Annotated in this window: 13 protein-coding genes and 2 pseudogenes; 8 read left to right on the top strand and 7 right to left on the bottom strand. The window is 69.0% G+C overall.

Annotation, left to right across the window (positions count from 1 at the left end; all coding sequences use genetic code 11):
• Window positions 1-45 precede the first annotated feature (45 nt).
• The 4 genes from IM697_RS28945 to IM697_RS28930 all read right to left on the bottom strand — a co-directional run bounded on the left by IM697_RS28945 (window position 46) and on the right by IM697_RS28930 (window position 4,100).
• Entirely contained in the window at window positions 46-912 is an 867-nt protein-coding gene (locus IM697_RS28945; RefSeq protein WP_194039035.1) for a fumarylacetoacetate hydrolase family protein, read from the bottom strand.
• Window positions 909-2,084, bottom strand: coding sequence for an FAD-dependent monooxygenase (locus tag IM697_RS28940; protein ID WP_194039034.1), 1,176 nt, complete (start codon window positions 2,082-2,084; stop codon window positions 909-911). Before IM697_RS28940 ends, IM697_RS28945 begins: the two co-directional genes overlap by 4 nt.
• Window positions 2,081-3,130 carry a cupin domain-containing protein gene (locus tag IM697_RS28935; protein ID WP_194039033.1) on the bottom strand — a complete coding sequence of 350 codons (1,050 nt, stop codon included), beginning with the start codon at window positions 3,128-3,130 and terminating at the stop codon, window positions 2,081-2,083. The genes IM697_RS28940 and IM697_RS28935 overlap by 4 nt, the downstream gene beginning before the upstream one ends.
• A 103-nt stretch (window positions 3,131-3,233) precedes the next feature.
• Entirely contained in the window at window positions 3,234-4,100 is an 867-nt protein-coding gene (locus IM697_RS28930) for a MarR family winged helix-turn-helix transcriptional regulator (protein WP_194039032.1), read from the bottom strand.
• A 955-nt stretch (window positions 4,101-5,055) separates the two neighbouring features.
• Between IM697_RS28930 and IM697_RS28925 the strand changes: the two genes are divergently transcribed.
• On the top strand, window positions 5,056-5,343 hold the full coding sequence (locus IM697_RS28925; RefSeq protein WP_194039031.1) for a hypothetical protein: 288 nt from the start codon (window positions 5,056-5,058) through the stop codon (window positions 5,341-5,343).
• Window positions 5,344-5,651: 308 nt separating this feature from the next.
• On the opposite strand, the gene IM697_RS28920 is transcribed toward IM697_RS28925, so the two are convergent.
• The gene (locus IM697_RS28920) at window positions 5,652-7,070 is read right to left on the bottom strand and encodes a non-reducing end alpha-L-arabinofuranosidase family hydrolase (RefSeq protein WP_194039030.1); all 1,419 of its coding nucleotides are present in this window, start codon (window positions 7,068-7,070) and stop codon (window positions 5,652-5,654) included.
• A 396-nt stretch (window positions 7,071-7,466) separates the two neighbouring features.
• Here IM697_RS28920 and IM697_RS46010 point away from each other — a divergent pair, with 396 nt between their 5' ends.
• The 7 genes from IM697_RS46010 to IM697_RS28890 all read left to right on the top strand — a co-directional run bounded on the left by IM697_RS46010 (window position 7,467) and on the right by IM697_RS28890 (window position 14,947).
• Window positions 7,467-7,955 (top strand): transposase domain-containing protein, encoded by a 489-nt coding sequence (locus tag IM697_RS46010; RefSeq protein WP_407699555.1) that lies wholly within the window; start codon window positions 7,467-7,469, stop codon window positions 7,953-7,955.
• Window positions 7,956-8,502: 547 nt separating this feature from the next.
• On the top strand, window positions 8,503-8,943 hold the full coding sequence (locus tag IM697_RS28910) for a hypothetical protein (RefSeq protein WP_228044212.1): 441 nt from the start codon (window positions 8,503-8,505) through the stop codon (window positions 8,941-8,943).
• 26 nt (window positions 8,944-8,969) lie between these two features.
• On the top strand, window positions 8,970-9,188 hold the full coding sequence (locus tag IM697_RS45025) for a hypothetical protein (RefSeq protein WP_228044211.1): 219 nt from the start codon (window positions 8,970-8,972) through the stop codon (window positions 9,186-9,188).
• 68 nt (window positions 9,189-9,256) lie between these two features.
• The gene (locus IM697_RS28905; protein WP_228044210.1) at window positions 9,257-10,549 is read left to right on the top strand and encodes an IS256 family transposase; all 1,293 of its coding nucleotides are present in this window, start codon (window positions 9,257-9,259) and stop codon (window positions 10,547-10,549) included.
• A gap of 93 nt (window positions 10,550-10,642) precedes the next feature.
• Window positions 10,643-11,164 carry a hypothetical protein gene (locus IM697_RS28900; RefSeq protein WP_194039028.1) on the top strand — a complete coding sequence of 174 codons (522 nt, stop codon included), beginning with the start codon at window positions 10,643-10,645 and terminating at the stop codon, window positions 11,162-11,164.
• 1,043 nt (window positions 11,165-12,207) lie between these two features.
• Window positions 12,208-12,897 (top strand): ABC transporter ATP-binding protein, encoded by a 690-nt coding sequence (locus tag IM697_RS28895; protein ID WP_194039027.1) that lies wholly within the window; start codon window positions 12,208-12,210, stop codon window positions 12,895-12,897.
• A 34-nt stretch (window positions 12,898-12,931) separates the two neighbouring features.
• Window positions 12,932-14,947 carry an FtsX-like permease family protein gene (locus IM697_RS28890; protein WP_194039026.1) on the top strand — a complete coding sequence of 672 codons (2,016 nt, stop codon included), beginning with the start codon at window positions 12,932-12,934 and terminating at the stop codon, window positions 14,945-14,947.
• Between the two features lie 310 nt (window positions 14,948-15,257).
• On the opposite strand, the pseudogene IM697_RS28885 reads toward IM697_RS28890, so the two are convergent.
• Together IM697_RS28885 and IM697_RS45020 are read right to left on the bottom strand one after the other, a co-directional pair.
• A pseudogene (locus tag IM697_RS28885) lies at window positions 15,258-15,461 on the bottom strand (RICIN domain-containing protein); the annotation flags it as partial.
• A gap of 641 nt (window positions 15,462-16,102) precedes the next feature.
• Window positions 16,103-16,303: pseudogene (locus IM697_RS45020) on the bottom strand (hypothetical protein); the annotation flags it as partial.
• Window positions 16,304-16,361 lie beyond the last annotated feature (58 nt).

The raw sequence follows: 16,361 nt of genomic DNA, 5'->3' as shown, positions 1-16,361 counted from the left end.
CGATGGCGGGCTTCCCATGTGTCGTGGCCTTGGAAAGCGCACCGATCATTTGCTGCGTGTAGGCGTCACCGTCTTCGGCGGTACGGGGCCGCGGTGTGCGCCCTTGGTGGGGCAGGGGACGGCGCCTTGCGTGCTCACCGTGGCTTCGAGGCGGCCGACGTGGCCGATATCGACCGTGATGCGGTCGCCCTCGGTGATGGTGCCGACGCCGGCCGGCGTTCCGGTGGTGATGATGTCGCCCGTGCGGAGGGTCATGACCGAGGACGCGTAGGCGATCAGCCGGGGAACGCTCCAGATGAGGTCCTTGATGTCGGCGTCCTGCCGCAGTTCGTCGCCGACCCAGGTGCGCAGGGTCAGTGACTCCAACGGGCCGACCTCGTCCGGGGTGACCAGGTAGGGGCCGACCGGGGTGAAGGTGTCGAAGGACTTGCGGGTGGAGCGGTCCTCGCCGCCGCGCATGGTGATGTCGAGCAGGCAGGTGTATCCGGCGACGTGCTTCAGGGCGTCGGCTACGGTGATGTCGCGTCCGGGTCGGCCGATGACGAGTGCCAGCTCGCCCTCCTGGTCGAAGCGCCGGTCGGTGTACGGCAGTCGGATGGTGCCCTGGTGGGCGAGGACCGACGACGGGGCCTTGAGGAAGATGCCGAGAGCGTCGATGTGGTAGGCCTCGTTCATCTCGGCCTGGTGGTCGCGGTAGTTGACCGGCGCGGCGATGATTTTCGACGGCTCGGGAACGACCGGCTGGAGAGTGACCTCTCCAAGGTGGAAAACGTCCGCACCACGTGGCGTTCCTTCCGGTATGGGATCGCCGAGCAGCGTCCGCAACGGCCTGCCGAGGTCCACGACGCGGTCGTCGTCGAGTCGTCCGGCGGTGGCGATGCCGTCCGGCCTGATGAAGCTGAGCAGTTTCATGCGGTGTCCTCAGAGGAAGCGGTGTAGAGCCAGTCGAGATCGGAGTAGTCGTCGGGTCGGCGCAACCGGAACACGCGGTTGCGCAGGGCGAGCAGTGTCGGGTCCTGGGTGTGCCAGAGGTTGCCCCACGGCCGGGCCACGGTCTGGCAGCGGGAGGCTCGGGCGATACGCCGTTCCTCGTACTGTTTCAGCGCCCGGTCCTGGGAGTGTTGATGGTCCGAGACGGCGTCGCCCAGCGCGACCGCGTCCTCCAGGGCCTGGCACGCGCCCTGCCCGAGGTACTGGAGCATGGCGTGTGCGGCGTCGCCGAGCAGCGCCGTGTGTGCCGTCGTCCAGGTCGGCAGCGGGTCCCGGTCGTACACGGGCCAGTCCCGGTGGGGATCGAGGAGCGCGACGTACTCGCGGACACTCGGGTGCGCGATGGCGAAGGCGGCGCGGAACTCCTCCGCATCGCCACGCGGCTCCCGTGCACCTGCGGGGCGCTCGTAGACGGCGACCTGGTTGTACAGCTCGCCGCGTCGTACGGGGTACTGCATCAGGTGGATGCCTGGGCCGATCCAGAGTGTCACATCGTCGGGCGCCAGTCCTCTGCCGAGTTCTGACCGGTCGCTCGCGCCCCGGTAGGCGACATGACCGCTGAACCGGGGTGGGCTCGTGTCGATGAGGCGCCGCACCCGGGACCGGAGGCCGTCCGCCCCGACCAGGAGCTGTGTGGTCAGCACCTCGCCGTCGGAGAAGGTGACGTCGGCGTGCTCGTCCCGTTCACGCACGCCGGCGGCGGTGCGGCCGGTCCGCAGCTCGATGCCGGGTTCGGCCCGGCAGGCGTCGAGCAGGACGGACAGCACGTCGTGGCGGTGCGCGACGACGTACGGGTAGCCGTACCGGGCACGGAACGGGTGCCCGAGGTCGAGCACGGTGAGCTCATCGCCCGTGACGGCGTCGCGGATCACGGCGCGGGCGGGCAGTACGGCGGTTTCGAGAACCGGCCCGAGCACGCCGAGCCGGTCGAAGGCCCGCATCGCGTTCGGCCCCAGCTGGAGTCCGGCACCGATCTCGGCGAACTGCGGGGCCTGTTCCGTCAGCAGCGTCCGACGGCCGGCGCGGGCCAGGGCCAGTGCCGCCGCGAGCCCCCCGATGCCGCCGCCGACGACCAGTGTGTCGTGCCCGCTCATGAGTCGACCTCCTCGGACCGGTGCAGGTGCAGGGCTTCCAGTACCGGGCTGTCGCTGGTGGTGAACAGGTCCAGGCGGGTGCGCGCGTGCAGTTGGTGGGTGCACCAGGACGGCACGACGAACACGTCACCGGGAGACAGGTCGAACGACTCGCCGTCGAGCACGACCGTGCCGGACCCGTCGAGCACCGCCGTGACGCGGGTTCCGGTCTGGCGTTCCCGGCGCGTCGTGGTGCCCGGATTCACCCGCCGCATCTCACAGCGCATCGTTGGCATGACGTCGCGGTCGCGGGAGGGATCCTGGAACCGGACGGTGACGTCGTTCGTGTCCTCGACCTCCAGCAGGTTGTCCAACGCTGCATCGGTGTCCTTCCAGCGGTAGACCAACAGGGGGGAGTGCGGGGGCAGATCGGGTGTTCCGACGGGGGAGAGACCGGCTCCGGCACCCCAGCGGCGCTCGGCGGTCGAACGGGGGATCTCGGTCCGGTCCGCTTCGGAGTCGCCGCCCGGTTCGAAGAAGACCGCGTCGAGCGCCGCGACCACCGGAAGGTCGAGCACGTCCAGCCACATCATCGGCATGTCGCCGGGGTTGTGGTGTTCGTGGAAGGTCCATGACGGTGTCAGGACGAGATCTCCGCGGGCCATCGCGATCGGGTCGCCGTTCACGAGGGTGTACACGCCCTCCCCGTCGAGGACGAACCGTAGCGCGGCCGGTGTGTGCCGGTGCGCGGGTGCCGACTCGTGGGGCTGAAGGTACTGAACCGCCGCCCAAAGCGTCGACGAGATGAACGGCGCGCCGCCCAAGCCCGGGTTGGCCATCGCCAGCACCCGCCGGTCGCCGCCCCGGTCGATCGGGACCAGATCACCGGCCCGGCGGCCGAGCTTGGCAAGGTCATCCGCACACCAACGATAGGGGATCGCCCGCACACGGGGTGTCGGAGTGAGCAGTCCGTGAAGTTCCCAGAGTGGCTGAAGCTGCTTGTCAGACAGCTCGAAGTAGAAGGAGTCGAGTGCCGGCTCGTCTGACCTGAACCGGGAAGTGGGCATCGTTCACCTCGCTAATCTTACGTACACGTAGTATTAGCTTGCTGTGAATGGTCGAGGTGTGTCAACGGGTCCGGAGAGACCGTCCACATGTGGGGGCGAAGCTCTACATGTGCCGCCTGGCGAACGCCACTTGCTGGAGGTGGCTGATGAACACCGCTTGCTCGTCGGGTCCGAGCGGAGCCAGGACGTCGGACTGGACTGCTTTCACCGGCTCCGCGAGGGCGTGCAGCGCTGTCCTCGCCGGAGCGGTGAGCCGGACCTGGGTTCTTCGCCGGTCGTTCGCTGCGGTCTCCTTGGCAACCCACCCCTGGGCGCTGAGCCGGGCCACGATGTCGGCGGTGCTCGACGTGTCCAGCGAGGCGGCCTCGCCGATTCGGGACTGGTCGGCGGCGCCCAGCTGTGCGACCGCGGCGAGCAGGGCGTACTGCGGCCCGGTCACGTCGGGGACGACGGCGCTCCAGAGTGCGGTGTGCACCTGTTGGGCGCGGCGGATCAGGTATCCGGGGGTGGTGCGCATGAGCAGTACGCCGTCCTCGTACTGCTGTCCGGCGACGTCGGCCTCCTCGATGCGAGCGACCCGGCCCAGTCGTTCGATGAACTCCCGGCGGCCGGAGTGGGAAAGCGGGGCCAGGATGTCTTGTTGAACCGAGCGCGCAACCTCGGTGACCTCGGCCAGCCGATCCAATGATCCGCTGGTGAGGGTCAACAGACGGCGCCGACCGTCATCCGGATGGCGCACCCGCCGCACCCACCCTTTCCCGACAAGTCGGCTCACAACTGCGGCGACGGTCGACTTGTCCAGCGAGGCCAGCTGCCCGGCGCGCCGCTGGTCGACGTCGTCCCACCCGGCGATCGCCACGAGCGTCGCGTACTGCGGTCCCGTGAGGCTGTCGATTCGTGAGCCCCACAGCTCGGTGTGCACCTGCTGCGCCAGGCGCAGAAGATGCCCTGGGGCGGCCGCAGGCGACACGACGGGTACCGGCGCGGGCGCTCGCCGGACGGCGCGTCCAGGGTCGCGGAACCTCACCGCTCCCGCTGAAACCGACTCGGCCACGTCCTCAGCTCCGTCCTGGTGGAAAACGTACACGGAGTATGTCGGGTTGGGAGTCACACCCTGTCCATTGCGGACGCTGGCGCGCAGCTCGCACCTCGATACTCCGTAAACATACTAATGGCCAGGGGGCCTGTTGGGCGGCGATGTGGGCCACTGATGCGGGACCCGAAGGACTGCTGAACCTGCTGCCGGCCGGAGTCACCATTGACGTCGCCACCAGTTCACGTCCTCCACGAAGCCCTCCGGCGATCCGACCAGCGTCCCGCCCATGCTGGGTATCATGGCCCCGCTGCCTGACGACACCGCGTCCTCGTCACCTAACGCAACGTCGCCGCACCGGTTGCTCATGAGGCCGCGTCGAGCAGCTCGGCGCTCCCCTTGAGGGCGCACTCGGCCCAACCAGAGCCCTCGTCCTGGCACTGGAATCGGTCATGGCTGACTTGCGCTCTTCCGCGCTTGTCCTGCATTGCGGAGTATTCGGTTCAGGAGTGTGTGGGGGAGGCCGAGATGGCTGCTCGGCGTGGACGGATTCCGGCCCGTCGTCGCTGGCGGGGGCAGGGAGCGAAGCCGATCGTGCTCGGCGGTGGCGGGCTACTGATCGTGCTGATGGTGTTCTGGTCGCAGGTGTGGCCGTACATCGTTGGAAGTGTGGTCGTCGGTGGTGTGGGAGCGGCGGGGTGGTGGCTGTGGCGCACCGACCGGAGGGTGCGTGCCCGGGACCGCGCTGGCGCCAGGACGAGGCGGTGAAGGCCGGTCGGCGAACGCTGATTGATGTGGACGCGATGAAGTAGTCCGAGAAGTTCTTGCGCAGCCACTTGATGCGATCGAACGGCTCCCGCCGGCTGGCCGACCAGAAGTCCTTGAGGAAGTCGTGTGGGCGGGCAATTTCCAGCGCCGCCTCCATCTTGACCTCGAAGCAGGCATCGTCCAGGTCGAGGATCACGCCCGTGAGCGGCGCGAGGTCGTCGTCTTCCGTGTACTCGATGGTGAGGACCAACCGGATGGCCGGGACGAGGTCGCACGCCTTGGCCAGCAGGTCCTCGCTCGTCTCGTTGTCGCCCCGGTCAGCGTGCGCCTGCGCCTCGCCGAAGATCTGCCGCGCCTGCTCGCGTCTGCAGATCCATCTCGCGCTCCGCATCGCCGTCCAGTACGGCGCTAGGACGCGGCACCGCCCGCAGGCCGACTGACACCGACCAGCCCCTGCACCTCGCCGGAACGACGAGGTGCAGGGGCTGGCTGTATCCGCAGACCCGATGAGATCGCCCACTACCTCGGGAGCCGGGGGATTGACACTTCGGTCCTCCCCTGAGGAAGGGCCCCAGAAAGAAGGGAGGAACCCCGGCCGACGCGCGGCTGGGGTTCCTCAAAGGCGGTGGTCGGTCGGCGGGTGGGTTGGCCCATGTCGTGGACAGGTTGTCTACGCGTCGGCGGGTAGACCCGCGTCGCGATCACCGTGAAGCGGGCGGGTCAGCGCTGCAGGGTGAGCAGGGCCGGCCGGTACGGCAGCAACAGGTAGTCGGTGCCGTCCGATGCGGGGTTCCTGCCCTGGTAGAGGAACTGCAGGTTGCAGGGGTCGATGGTCTTGGTCTGGTCGGGGTTGTTGCGGACCAGGTCACCGTGGCTGATGTCGTCGGTCCAGGTGACGCCGGTGTTGGCCTTGCCCGCGAAGGGGTTGCTCTCGGTGCCGGCCTGCTCGGTCCACGTACCGTTCAGGCTGGTGGCGGTGAACGAGCGGAAGTAGCGCCCGTTCGCGCCCTTCGCTTCAACGATCATGAGGTACTGGTTCTGGCCCTGGACCTTGTAGACCTCCGGGGCCTCGAACAGGCGGTCCTCGGTGTCGCTCATGACCGTCGTGTACGACGAGCCGAAGCTGCTCGGGAAGTTCCCGAGCGGCATGGTCGACTTGAAGATGCTGCCCTTGTCATTGGCGAAGAACAGGTACATGTTCTGGTCGTCGGCGATCAGGGTCGGGTCGATCGGGCCGCCCACGGGGAGGTCGCCGGTGAACAGCTGCTGCGGCGCGGACCAGCTGGCGGGGTTGGTCGGGTCGGTGGACGTGCGGTAGGTGAATTTCCAGCCGGTGTCCCACCCGTTCGCGGCCATCACCCAGATGTTCTTGGTCGCCAAGTAGAACAGCGTGGGCGCAATGGGGGCCCCGCTCACTGCGGTCTGGGGGGCCGTCGCCATGTCCGACCAATTGGTGAAGGGACGGAACCCCGTCGCGCGCCACCCGGATTCGCTCGCGGTGGTCGCGTAGACCAGGTTCTGGCCGTTGTACTTCACGGCGGTGAAGTCCTTCAACGAGGCCGACCCGTTCGCCGGCTCCGCCAGCGGACCGGTCGAGGTCCACCGGTATGTCGACGGAAGGGCACACGTGTTCGGCGTACCGGACAGGCCGGTCCACTTCTGGTTGTTGCCGCCGGTGCAGTTCCAGAGCTGCACCGCCGTGCCGTTGGCCGTGGCGCCGCCTCTGACGTCCAGGCACAGCCCGGAGTGCACGCCGACGATCGTGCCGTCGGAGTTCACCCGCCACTGCTGGTTCCCACCGCCGGTGCAGGTATAGATCTGCACCTGGGTCCCGGCCGTGGTGGAGTAGCCCGGAACATCCAGGCACTTGCTGCCGTACACGGTCAGCTCGTTGTTGTCGGTCAACGTCCACTGCTGATTGGTCCCGCCGTGGCAGTCCCAGATCTGCGGTTTCGTACCGTTGGTCTGGCTGGCGCCCGGCACATCGAGGCACCGGCCGGAAGCAACGCCGCGCACGGCGCTGGTGGTGGCCGCCTGAGCCGGGGTGGCGACGAGCATCGCCGCCAGGGCGGCCAGGGTGGCGACGGTGGCGGCGAGCACCGCAGACGGGTGTCTGCGGCTGAAACTACGTCTGTGCATGCGAACCTCGTCATCCTTTGAGCTATCGGCTCCGGTCGGTCCCGTCGGAGACTGTCCGAAGGCCGAGGGGGTGCGGCCCTGGCATGTTCGATATATCGGACATGGGTCGGAGTGTCGATCGACTGGATCATAAGGTTCCGGTGAACTGCGTCAATATTTCTCGCACGATTCGCGAGCCGAAATCGCAGATTGAACCAGACGGCTTCGGATTCCGTGGTACTGCGGGCCTCTTGGCGTGAGGGGGGGTGGCGGTGTGTGCGGAGGCGGGCTTGGTGATCATTACGGTGCCACGACGGTGGGTGCGCCGGCCGATCAGGTCATGTCCCTTCTCGTGCACCACCGTTGCGTTCGGGTTGCGCGCGCCCTGTCAAGGAGGCGGGACCTCTGCTGGTCCCCGTGGTGTCGAGGCCGGGGGCAAGTGCTCCGGACGTCCCGTTGTCGCGGAATCCTGTCAGCATCGAGCCGGGGGCTACAGCCCCGGATGTGTACTCGCCCGGCCATGCGGGCGAGTTGACGCAGGTCATCGGCCACGAGCTGGTTGACGCAGCACCCGTGAAGACCGGTGCGCGGGGGCGGAGGCTGCGACTGCCGCCAGCGCGGGTCGTGGTGCATTTCGTGCTCGCCTTCGCCTTCTTCGAGCGGTCGTCCTACCGGGCGGTGCGGGACAAGCTCACAGCCGGACGCGGCGCCGTGCCGGTAGCGCGCCCATGTGCTCCTCGTTGTCACGGGCCAGGCACCGGGTGGGCAGCACACCACTGCGCCGCCTGTTGGCGATCCTGGCCGGCCCGGTCGCCGACCACGGTCGGCTCTGCGTCTTCTGCCGGAGACGGCGCCTGGTCACGGTGGACGGCACGACCCTGTCCGCTCGCGCCGAGGAGGCGGTGACCCCGCGGCGATCCGCCGGTGCCGTCGGTGTGGGTCGGTCCGGCGCGCGGACACTGACCTTCGCACCGCTGCGTGTGCCGTCGACGGTGAGACCGCGGCCCGAGGTCGAGGTTGCGGCCGGCCGTGGCATCGTCCCCTTCAGGGGTGATGACGTCGGAGTTGCCCAGTCCGGCGCCACTGAAGTCGACGGCCGCCATCCAGGGTACGGGGATGATGACCTGTCCCCCGGTGCTGAATCCCGGGTGGAAGGTGCGGTGCCGGGCACCCTGCACGCGGTGGGCGCCCAGGGCGTGACCTCCAGGGTTCCGCGGCGAACGCCTTCCGGATCGGACTCACCGTCACGGACGCACCGTCCGGCCGGAATCACCCTTCGGCGGTCTGTGGTGCGTACACCGGTCAGACGCCGGACAGAGCAGAGTGGTCGCTCGCGGCGCAAGCAAGGCGGGTATCCGGCAACGGCGGCGGCCTGCCGAAGCGGCCCGCAACCGCCGTCCGGGACCGTCAGTCAGGTTCATCAGGTTCGTCAGGTTCGTCGGATTCACAGGACATGGGATTCGCAGGACATGGGACTCGCTGGACTCCGATCCCGGATCCCGAGCATTTCCCCTACGCCGAGCGCCCGCCGAGAACAGCGGACTCGTTCATCGGATGTGTTGAGCGCCAGCGTCGGGACGATCTGATCGCCTATCTCGATAGGTGCTCAGAGGACGACTTGATCGAGAGAGTGCTGTTGCCTCTATTCCGGCAGCTCGGGTATCAGCGCATCACCGCGACTGGTCATAAGGACAAGGCGCTGGAATTCGGCAAGGACATCTGGATGAAGTTCGTCCTGCCGACCAGTCACGCCATTTACTTCGGGCTTCAGGTCAAGAAGAACAAGCTCGATGCAGCCGGGATGTCGAGGCAGGGGAAGGTGAACGTCGCCGAGATTCTCAACCAGACATTGATGATGCTCGGACATGAGGTTTTCGACCCAGACTTCAACTGACATGTCCTGGTCGATCACGCTACATCGTGGCTGGCGGAGAAATCACCAAACCGGCGCGGTCATGGATCATCAACAGTCTCGATGCGGCGAAGCGGCGTCACATCATTTTCATGGATCGGGAAGACATCGTGAACCTGTTCGTGGTGACGAGTCTGCCTGTGCCGACCCTGGTCGCTCGGTCCGTGCAAACCCCCACGGCGGCAGGCGCCGTCGGCTCGACCTCCAGTGAAAGAGCACCATTCTGACAAGAGCCGATGGTGAGAAGGGGACTGTAAGACGTTCGGTGTAACTCCCGATCATGGAAGATGCATCGATGACCAGTGAGAACGTGATCGATCCCAAGTCTGTCGAGTCGGCAGAGACGGTGTCGGCGAAGGCAGTGGACGACCAGTTGATCGACGAGCTGGTGCACCGGGCCCAGGCCGAGGGCCTGCAGCTGACAGGCGAGGGCGGGCTGCTGCAGCAACTGACCAAGCGGCTGCTGGAGTCCGCCCTGGAGGGCGAGATCACCGACCACCTCGGCTATGACAAGCACGATGCGGCCGGCAAGAACGGCGGCAACTCCCGCGACGGCAAACGCTCCAAGACCGTGCTGACCGACGTGGGCCCGGTGGAGATAACCGTGCCCCGCGACCGCGACGGCTCCTTCGAACCGAAGATCGTCAAGAAGCGGCAGAAGCGCCTGACCGGCGTCGACGAGATGGTCATCTCACTCGCCGCGAAGGGCCTGACCACTGGCGAGGTTCAGGCCCACCTGGCCGAGGTCTATGGAGCCGAGGTCTCCCGCCAGACCATCTGCACCATCACCGACAAGGTCTTGGAGGGCATGGCCGAATGGCAGGGCCGCCCGCTCGACGCCGTCTATCCGGTCGTCTTCATCGACGCCATTCACGTCAAGATCCGCGACGGCGCGGTCGCCAACCGGCCCATCTATGTCGCCCTGGCCGTCACCGCCGAAGGCCGACGGGAGATCCTGGGGTTGTGGGCCGGCGACGGCGGCGAGGGCGCCAAGCACTGGCTGCACATCCTCACGGAGATTAAGAACCGCGGCGTCAGCGACGTGCTCATGCTGGTCTGCGACGGGCTCAAGGGCCTGCCCGAAGCGGTGGAGACGCTCTGGCCCCGGACGATCGTGCAGACCTGTGTCGTGCATTTGCTGCGGAACTCCTTCCGCTATGCCGCCCGCCAGGACTGGGACAAGATCGCCAAGCTCCTCAAGCCCGTCTACACCGCTCCCACCGAAGAGGCTGCCCTGGACCGGTTCGCCGAGTTCGCCGATACCTGGGGCCGAAAGTATCCGGCGATCGTGAAACTGTGGGAGAACGCCTGGGAGGAGTTCACCCCGTTCCTGCGGTTCGACACCGAGATCCGCCGCATCGTTTGCACGACGAACGCGATTGAGTCGGTAAACGCCCGTATCCGCCGGGCGGTCAAGGCCCGCGGACACTTCCCCAACGAGCAGGCCGCCCTGAAATGCGTCTACATGGCGATCATGTCCCTCGACCCCACCGGCAAGGGACAGGCTCGCTGGACCATGCGCTGGAAGACCGCACTGAACGCCTTCGACATCACCTTCGACGGCCGCCTCTCCGCAGCCCGTCAGTAACTCCAACAACCCCAGTTACACCGCTCGTTTGACAGACCCCTGCCCGGGTACACCGAGAAGCAGAAGATCGCCGCGCACCGCTTCTGGTTCGAGATGTCCAAGCTCTTCACCGACGAGCACGGCAACACGATCATGGACATGCCCGAGGACTGGGACTCCCTGATGGCCTTCGTCGACGAGTTCGAGAACCGGCCCTGGCCTGAGAACGAGGAGGGCCGCTGGGTCACGCTGGCCATCCTGGACCAGTTCGCCTACCGGAACTTCCCCAGGCCACTGCACGGCCTGGCCCGCGCTCTGGCCACGTCGACGATGCACCCGACCACCTGGCGGGTCCACGGCATGACCCCGCCCCCCGCGCCGGTCCGGGCCCTGCTCCTGAAGACCACGGGACTGGGCCTGCGCATCCAGCTGACCCTACTGCCGGATCCCACGACCAACTACCAGGAGGCGATGGAGGCACAGACACGGCAGGAACGCCGCGACCGGTCCGACGGTATCCGCCGTCTCGACGAGGACTTCTCCACGTACTTCCGCAAGCGCCACGGCCTGCCCCCGCGCGGAGCCTCCGCGGAGACGGCGGCCCAGGTCCCCGCCGAGACCTCCTTCACCGCCTGAACACTGTGACCGGCCCGGCCCGATCGCCCACGACGGCACGACCGGGACCACCGTTCAGTTCCTTCCCAGCGAGTCACTCCCCGCGGCGGCCCCGACCGCCGGTGACACCGAAGCCTTCCAGTGCGCGCGGTGCGAGTGCCCAGGTCTCCCCGGTGCGGTGGTTGGGCGGGGCGCTGGTGCAGGGCGCTGATGAGCATGAGGGCGGCACTGCCGAGGAGCCTGACCGAGGGCGCTGCCGTCCCTCAGGTACCAGGTGGAGCCCTCCCGGCCGTGTCCGACTCGCAGTCGGCGCAGCCAGCCCTGCGGCTTGACGACGGTCTCGTAGACGGCCCGCGGCGTCGTGCGGGAGATGCCCGCTTCCTCCGTGGTCTGCCGTTCACTGGCGTGGTGCAGTGGGCCGCCGCCCGCGATCTCGGCGAAGGCCACATGTGCCCGCAGTACCTGTAGCGCGGTCCGCCCCCGCTCCCCGCGCCAGGGCGTCGTCTCGATGCGGTCGCGCAGCGCGGCGAGGGCCTCGTACGCGTCGTGCTGGGAGCCCAGCGCATGGTGGTGCTGACCGCTTCCGTTTCTGCCCGGCCCCGAGCAGAGGCAGGCGTCCCCAAGGCAGCTCGACCGAGGTCGAAGTAGAGCCCCGCCAGAGGAGCCCACTCGTGATCCACAACTCCGCTGACTCGCGTGGTCGTCGGCTCGGGTCGGCCTCATCCTCGCGCGAGACCCCCGTCCGATAATCTGCCCGGCTGCTCGGCCGGGATGTGGGCGGGGCCGGCCAGGCAGGGATGCAGGAGCCTCATAGCCGCCTTCTTCGCTCCCTCTAAGGGGTCCGTCCGAGTTGGTGTCCGTCCGGCCTGAACCTCTGTGTGAGATCCAGCAGGCCGCGGCGGACCGCCCCGGAGAGGCGTCCTCTGGGTCGGCCGAATGGCTGAGAGCCGGGCCCGGAAGCTGGCCGTTCGGCCGAGGCGGGCGACGGTGTCCGCGGGGGAGGCTGAAGCCCCTCCGTCACCTGGACATTCCAGCGCTGACACTCACCCCGGAGTAGCCCCATCATGAGCATCGTCCTGGCCGGTCACGGCCTTGTGAAGAAGTACGGCTCCACCACCGCGCTGGCCGGTGTGGATGTGGAGGTCGGCGAGCGTGACTCGCTGGCCATTATGGGCCCGTCCGGGTCCGGCAAGTCCACCCTGCTGCACACGCTCGCCGGGATCGTCCGCCCGGACGGCGGCCAAGTCCTGCTGCGCGGCGAGCGGGTCGACAAGCTGGGCGAGAACCGGCTCAGCGCGCTGCGACGCAAGCGGTTCGGGTTCGTGTTCCAGTTCGGCCAGCTGCTGCCCGAGCTGCCCGCCGAGGAGAACGTCGCGCTGCCGCTGATGCTGGAGGGCACACCGCGCAGGCAGGCCGTCGAACGGGCCCGCCGCTGGTTCGCGCCGCTCGGCCTCGCCGGGCTGGAGCAGCGCCGCCCCGGGCAGCTGTCCGGCGGCCAGGCCCAGCGCGTCGCCATCGCCCGCGCGCTGGTCGTCGACCCCGACGTGGTCTTCGCCGACGAGCCCACCGGCGCCCTCGACCAGACCACCAGCGAGGAGGTCGTACGGCTGCTGACGTCCGTCACCCGCGAGCAGGGCGCCGCCCTGGTCATGGTCACCCACGACGCCGACGTCGCCGCCCACTGCGACCGGATCCTCCAGGTCCGCGACGGCCGGATCAGCAGCCACAGCCACAGCCGGTACACCGTCGCCTGACCCTTCCCCTCAGCCCTTCTCAGCGGAGATGCCGATGCGTTCCCCCGTCCTGCCCCTGACCTGGCACCTGACCCGGTCCTCCGGGCGCCGCGGCCTGCAGAGCCACCTGCTCGCGGCCGGCGCCGCCGTCGGCGCCTTCGTGCTGCTGGTGATGGTCGCCGCCACCCTCGGCTCCGGCGTCCGCGCCGACCACACGACCTGGCGCACACCGGCCGCCGTGTCCGCCGAGCGTGCGACCGCCGTCCAGGCCCTGGCCACGACGTACGTCCGCCACGACGTCGTCTCCGTGGTGTCGCTGTCCCAGCTGCCCGGCCGCGCGGCGACCCCCGCCCCGCCCGGTCTGAGCGCCTTCCCGAAGAAGGGCGAGGTGTACCTCTCCCCAGCGCTGGCGGAGTTGATTCACCAGCTGCCGGCGAGCCAGTTGGCCGACCGCTTCCCGAAGCCGGCGTCCTACGGCACCATCGGCGCGGCCGGACTCGCCTCCCCGGACGAGCTGGTGGCCGTGGTGGGCCGGGCGCCGTCCGACCCGGCGGTGTCCAAGGCGGCCGGCGGCGGCAACTGGTTCGACGAGGGGCAGACCGAGCGGGCCCACATCGCCGGGTTCTCCGCGCCCAAGCCCAAGCCGAGCATCTTCACCGGCAGCGACCAGCAGACGGCGGTGATGGGTGTGACGCTGCTGGTGGCGCCCGTTGTCGTGCTGGCAGCGGCGGCCGGGCGACTCGGCGCCGCCCGGCGTGAGCAGCGGCTCGCCGCGCTGCGGCTGGCCGGGGCCACCCCGCGGCAGATCCTCGCGATGACCGCCGCGGAGTCGGCGGCCGTGGGCGCGGCCGGAGCACTGACGGGCGCCCTCGCCTACGCGGCCCTGCTGCCCGCCCTCGCACGGATTCCCTACGGCATCGGCCGCTGGTACACCGGCCAGCTGTGGGTGGGCCTGCCCTGGCTCGCGGCGGTGGTGGCGGCGGTCACCGCGCTCATCACCGTCAGCGCCGTGTCGACGCTGCGCCAAGTGGCCACCTCCCCCCTGGGCGTCGCCCAGCAGGCCGATCCGCGCCGCACCCGCATGATCCGCCTCGTGCTGTTCGCCGTGGTGTTGGGCTACGTCCTGATCTCCACGCAGGGCGGCCAGCTCAAGACCCAGCAGCTGATCGCCCTACTGGCGCTGTTCTACGGCGCGTTCTGGCTGTTCGGCCCGTGGGTCGTGGACCGGCTGGGCCGGATCGCGGGCCGCTTCGCCCGCCGCCCGGCGACCCTGCTGGCGGCCCGCCGGCTCAGCGATGACCCGCGCGGCGCCTGGCGCACCGTCAGCGGCCTGGTCCTGGCCGGATTCGTGGCCGGCTTCTTCTCCGTCATCGGGCTCGACATCGACGGTTCCGCCAACCACGGCCAGGTGGCCGTGGTGGCCGCGGACAGCGCCGCCGCCCGGCACACGGCCACCGAGGCCCGTACCCTGCTGCGCGAAGCGGGCGTCACCGCCACCGTCAGCGTCCCCTCCGAGGACGACTTCGACAATGTGCTGGGCGGCAACTCGGGCCTGATCGCCCACGTCTCCGGGGGCCAGGACCAGGTGGACACGGCCGTCACCGCGCTGACTCCCCTCGGGGCGGGCCAACTGCCGTTCACCCAGGACTACGTGAGCGCCCCGGACAACGTGATCGCGGACCGTGTCGCCGTGGTCGGCATCGCCACCCTGGTCATGAGTTTCCTCGTCGCGGCCGCCTCCGCCGGGCTGACCGCCGCCGCGAACGTCCTCGACCGGCGCCGCGTCTACGGCCTGCTGCGACTGGCCGGAACCCCGCTGAGGGTGCTGAACCGGGCGCGGGTCCGCGAGACGGTCCTCCCCCTGGCCGTCCTGGCCGGCGGCACCACCGCGATGGGCGTCTACGGCGCGTACCAGTTGAACCAGCTGGCCGGGGTCTCGATGAACACCTCCGGTGCGGTCCAACTCGCCGTCTGCGTGGTCATCGGCGCGCTGGCCATGTTCGCCGCGATCGGCTGCAGCAAGCCGCTCCTGCGGAGGGTGACGACCGACGCGACACAGACGGCGGACTGATGACGACCGCTCGGAAGACCACAATGGGCTCCGCCGGTGGCCGGCGGAGCCCGTCAGCCGCCGGCCGACAGCGCTCGTGGCCGTCATGATCACGGTTCGTTCGCGACCTTCGACCGGCAGTCCGTCGCTCCCACATCTGGGCGGACGCAGCGGAGGAGTGCGGCCTTCTCGCGCACGGGCCGAGGCCCCGACCTCGCGGACCTCCTCGTCCTTGAGACGACGGCGGTCGCGATGGCCCGGGGCTGAGGTGCGACACGCCGGCTCCTCGGCCCCGCGCCGCCTCGGATCAGCGTCCGGCGGCAGCAGCCCGGACGTACGGCTCCCAGAGGGGATCCACCTGCTTGTACGTGTTCGCCGTGGCGACGTTCCTTCCGATCGCGCCCGCGCTGCCGCCCTGCCGGCCGCCGGTCGCGATGACGTTGAGGACCTTCCACGTCTCACTGTCGTCGTCGCTGGAGTACAGGGCGAGCGCCATGTCAGGGCGGTCTCCGTCGTTGGACGGGAGGCGTCGCGGTCGTCCGTGAGCCGATGGTCGAACCGAGTCGTGAGTGAGGTACCGAGGGCCTCGCGTGCCCGTGCCGGTCTTCCCTCACACGACGGAGTCGAGTCCGCTCGACCGTGCCGACGTACCGGAGCGGTCTCTCCAGGTGCGACCTCGCCCAGCTTCCACATGACCAACGGCCGCGCATGTCCGAGAACTTCACCTCACGCTTGACGGAGCGGGGGCGGGGGTTCCGGGGGGGGGGGCAGGGCACGGCAGGGTAAGGAGCTGAGCCGCGGGCGCCATCCGTACTTCTGCCCCTTGTCAAACGGATGCCTCCACCCCACCATGAGGGGCGAAACTCGTTTGGGTCGAAACGAACATGCCCTCGCAGGCAGGTGATCCGTGTGGACAAGCAGACCGTCTCCCGGGAACAGACGGAGCCGGCCCCGACCATCCTCTTCCTCGTCCCGTACGCCCAGGCGCCGCTGACCGTCCAGCACGACTTCGACCCGGAAGTCGCCCGACACGCACTCGGGGTTGCCGCTGCCCGCGACCCGTCGCCCTGGAGGCCGGATCGGTGGTCGCGGAAGCGGCGGGTGCGGAGAAGGCGGAGGCGTCCTGCGCCAGCACCCTGCCAAGCAGAGTCTCTTCGACGCGCTGGAGCACGGCGGGTCGGACTCGCGCAGCATGGAGTTCTCCAGGTGCTGCCGCACCGCGGACGCGGCCGGGTGGATATTCGCCACGGCCGCGATCCGGTCCCGGCGGATCGGGACGCCGCCGAGCTTCTCGGCTTCGGTGACGGATCGATCGCCGGGCGCGCGCTCTCCTCGGTCTGTCCGTCGCAGTTGAACGGCCCACCGCCCCACTCCCATCGTTCGGGCACCCCGTGACCTCTGACCCCCAGCAGCACCTCGACAACTGAAGGAAGTA

This window comes from Streptomyces ferrugineus (assembly GCF_015160855.1).
GTDB lineage: Bacteria > Actinomycetota > Actinomycetes > Streptomycetales > Streptomycetaceae > Streptomyces > Streptomyces ferrugineus.
Note: the sequence above shows the minus strand (reverse complement) of the source record. Positions and strands in the feature narration are given on the sequence as shown.

Coding starts and splice junctions, on each gene's coding strand:
- IM697_RS28920 (WP_194039030.1), bottom strand. CDS start 7,070: ATGCACAGACGTAGTTTCAGCCGCAGACACCCGTCTGCGGTGCTCGCC.
- IM697_RS28940 (WP_194039034.1), bottom strand. CDS start 2,084: ATGAGCGGGCACGACACACTGGTCGTCGGCGGCGGCATCGGGGGGCTC.
- IM697_RS28935 (WP_194039033.1), bottom strand. CDS start 3,130: ATGCCCACTTCCCGGTTCAGGTCAGACGAGCCGGCACTCGACTCCTTC.
- IM697_RS28900 (WP_194039028.1), top strand. CDS start 10,643: ATGTCCAAGCTCTTCACCGACGAGCACGGCAACACGATCATGGACATG.
- IM697_RS28945 (WP_194039035.1), bottom strand. CDS start 912: ATGAAACTGCTCAGCTTCATCAGGCCGGACGGCATCGCCACCGCCGGA.
- IM697_RS28905 (WP_228044210.1), top strand. CDS start 9,257: ATGACCAGTGAGAACGTGATCGATCCCAAGTCTGTCGAGTCGGCAGAG.
- IM697_RS28910 (WP_228044212.1), top strand. CDS start 8,503: ATGGGATTCGCAGGACATGGGACTCGCTGGACTCCGATCCCGGATCCC.
- IM697_RS28895 (WP_194039027.1), top strand. CDS start 12,208: ATGAGCATCGTCCTGGCCGGTCACGGCCTTGTGAAGAAGTACGGCTCC.
- IM697_RS28890 (WP_194039026.1), top strand. CDS start 12,932: ATGCGTTCCCCCGTCCTGCCCCTGACCTGGCACCTGACCCGGTCCTCC.